This window comes from Nostoc sp., from assembly GCF_036917155.1.
In the GTDB taxonomy this organism is placed as follows: domain Bacteria; phylum Cyanobacteriota; class Cyanobacteriia; order Cyanobacteriales; family Nostocaceae; genus Nostoc.
In genome coordinates this window covers 1-2,532 of record NZ_JBALDZ010000246.1, presented here as the reverse complement: position 1 = coordinate 2,532, position 2,532 = coordinate 1, and the positions used below count along the sequence as shown (strand labels likewise).

General features: G+C 41.7%; 4 protein-coding genes. 3 read left to right on the top strand and 1 reads right to left on the bottom strand.

Annotated features, from left to right (window positions below; translation table 11 throughout):
* Positions 1-344 precede the first annotated feature (344 nt).
* Positions 345-941, bottom strand: a complete 597-nt coding sequence (locus V7K67_RS33220; RefSeq protein WP_335170212.1) for a hypothetical protein — start codon at positions 939-941, stop codon at positions 345-347.
* 191 nt (positions 942-1,132) lie between these two features.
* Here V7K67_RS33220 and V7K67_RS33215 point away from each other — a divergent pair, with 191 nt between their 5' ends.
* The 3 genes from V7K67_RS33215 to V7K67_RS33205 all read left to right on the top strand — a co-directional run bounded on the left by V7K67_RS33215 (position 1,133) and on the right by V7K67_RS33205 (position 2,281).
* A complete protein-coding gene (locus tag V7K67_RS33215; protein WP_335170210.1) occupies positions 1,133-1,342 on the top strand; it encodes a hypothetical protein in 210 nt (69 codons plus the stop codon).
* A gap of 85 nt (positions 1,343-1,427) precedes the next feature.
* The gene (locus tag V7K67_RS33210; RefSeq protein ID WP_335170209.1) at positions 1,428-1,748 is read left to right on the top strand and encodes a hypothetical protein; all 321 of its coding nucleotides are present in this window, start codon (positions 1,428-1,430) and stop codon (positions 1,746-1,748) included.
* Between the two features lie 308 nt (positions 1,749-2,056).
* Positions 2,057-2,281: a hypothetical protein gene (locus V7K67_RS33205; protein WP_335170207.1), complete on the top strand. Its 225-nt coding sequence runs from the start codon at positions 2,057-2,059 to the stop codon at positions 2,279-2,281.
* Positions 2,282-2,532 lie beyond the last annotated feature (251 nt).

Sequence of the window (2,532 nt, the reverse complement as noted above, 5' to 3'; positions counted from 1 at the left end):
GTTTTTTTGGCAATGATCAATTTTATAGGTATCTTTCTGTGCGCGATGGCTACGCCCACCGCAGGCATCGCAAAAGTTTTCGGTCTACTGAATATAGTTACTTAGTGTTCTGCCCTGTATAGCAGCTATTTTTAATGCGTCCTCTTTCAAGGAATTCTCAATATACGTAGACACTCTAGCTTTGTCCGTTGGCACTTTTTGGTATTCATAAATTCACCTCAACACTGTATTTGACTGCTTTGCGCTAGTATACACCTACGGTAGTACTACTTAGGTGTTAGAGGTGAACTGCGATCGCGGTATCGACCAAAGTGCGATCGCATTGAAGTATTCATAAATATTGATTAAGGCATTTTTTGAGCGTTGGATTCAGGATCGTTAGATTCGATTGCCTCAAGCCGCTTCTTAGCACCATCTACCCTGTAATAGTCGTAAATTATTTTCTCGACCTCATCAACCTTGAGTCCAGTTTCCCGCAGCCATTTTCTGATCCAAGCCTGATAAACTCTCTGAATTGTGCTGTCGGCGATGAAATGCCGCAGAACAATAGTTACCTTTTGGCTGGGAGTTGGTTCACCGTATGACGCTAATTCATCAGACAAGATATCTAAAGTACCTTGTGAAACCCTGCCCCGGAAGAAGCGAGCCTCGTCGTCATTTTCTGAGTAATTGGGAAGGTTATTTATCTCATAAGGCGTAAGTATTGGTTGCCTCCCTGCAAGCAATACAATGCCATGTGCCGCGATAAAAGCTTTTTTTCCAGCCCAAGGGGCCGCTAATTTGAGCGCGTCGTTATAATCGCGCTCATGAACGTAGCCTCTTAATTCGGTGTAACCATCGGCGATAATTGGCTCTCCATTAATACGCCCATCGCTAGAATGTTCTTCTAGCCATCCTTTGAGCTTTTCTGCATCTCCAGAATACGGACTTTTTTTACTCATAACCACGAGGAATAACAACTAACTATATTATCTGCTCAAATTGCGCCAAGGATGATATATTTATATTTGTTTGCAGCTATAGCTAGAGCTAGAAATAACTGAATTATGAGCGCCCCAGAAGATGTGAGCAAGACATCTGCTGGGACTTCCCCAACCACAGACCTAACCTATGGCAGGAGCGATCGCATTATATGACACCCCGCGAACTAAAAGAAAACTGGAAATTAAGCTACACAAGACTTGCGGTATTTTTGTGCCGCGACCAGAGGACAGCAGAAAGATACTGTATTGAAGGTGCGGAAGTACCAGAAATGGTGCTTGGTTACTGCTGGTTTTTAAATCAATGGTTTTTGTTAAATGGTGTCACACCGCCACCTTTTATTTTTGCCCCGACAAATTGACGGTATTTAACTCGTGCAACCAACCGTAGACCCGCAGCAGGCGGGTTTTTTAGTATGAAGATGTCGAACGGTTGAACGGAGGAAAATGCTAACAGTTTCAGAGGTGCGTAGTCTCTTAGAGATTCAGAGCCGAGACACGATGAACGAGGATTTAAAAGCATTGGGTTTATTTGGGTGCGATCGCTTGATGTGGTCACAGATCCGAAAGCTCCTGGAAATGAGAAAATTCTTAGGCTTAAAACCTGGAATTCATAGCAGGGAACAATTTCTAAGAACTTCTAAAGAACAACTAAACACCTTGTTTGTTCGCTATGGACTAAACATTGAAGAACAATTTCAATTGCTGCAAACACAGCAACAAGGAACACATAGAGTCACGGTACAGTTAGTCCTTGAAAGAGACTGATTTTTGGATTGAAGATTTATTTGACTATTTTGCTGATTGGTGCTTATGTTTATGGGATTTCAGAGATTTTTGCAAAATTTACGAATCTCAATGATTTGGCGTTTATCAGGCTTTCTAAATATCTAAAAAACCATAGAGAAGGATGCGCGAAAAGAGCAGTTTCTCTAAACCCCTTGGTTTGAATGGATTAAAACAACGTTACCGAAAAACCGAGAAAATAAACCCTTTATTTAGTCGCACTTTTAGGAGTGTGGTGCAATATTTGGTTCAGGGTAGGTAATACAAATTCACTCACATTGCAGGTAAGTGTGTACAAAAAGGAGGAAAAGTCAGTCATCCATCCAGATGGGACGGTTGAGACAATCATCAAAATTGAACACAATGAATCGGGAATTTTAGAATTTTGTGGTGCGATCGCAGTCATTACATTTTTCAGTCTTGTAGTTTGGCTAATTATCAATGGCAGTAATCATCGAAGAGTGGATAGCCCAGTATCCGAACCTAATCAAACAGTGCGAAATAATTCTCCGTAAAAAGATTCCTTACCGAACTTGGCATCACTGGCAGGAACTTGTTGGCGCTTGCTATCCACAAGGCAAGAGATTAAAAACTCGCAAGTATACCGACGAGCAAACTCAGTTATTTCTTTGCTTGGCTTGGTTTCGCCGACATTTTCCTAAGCGTCAACTGGTAACCGTTCACAGGGGTAATTAGTTGCTGAAATCAGGCAAAATAGAATGGGTGAAGGGGTTACAGCAATTAAAGGCAGAAGTTAATCCATGAG

What these genes read in the sequence shown, in the direction of transcription:
- V7K67_RS33220 (WP_335170212.1), bottom strand. Translation starts at nt 941, where the DNA reads ATGAGTAAAAAAAGTCCGTATTCTGGAGATGCAGAAAAGCTCAAAGGA.
- V7K67_RS33215 (WP_335170210.1), top strand. Translation starts at nt 1,133, where the DNA reads ATGACACCCCGCGAACTAAAAGAAAACTGGAAATTAAGCTACACAAGA.
- V7K67_RS33210 (WP_335170209.1), top strand. Translation starts at nt 1,428, where the DNA reads ATGCTAACAGTTTCAGAGGTGCGTAGTCTCTTAGAGATTCAGAGCCGA.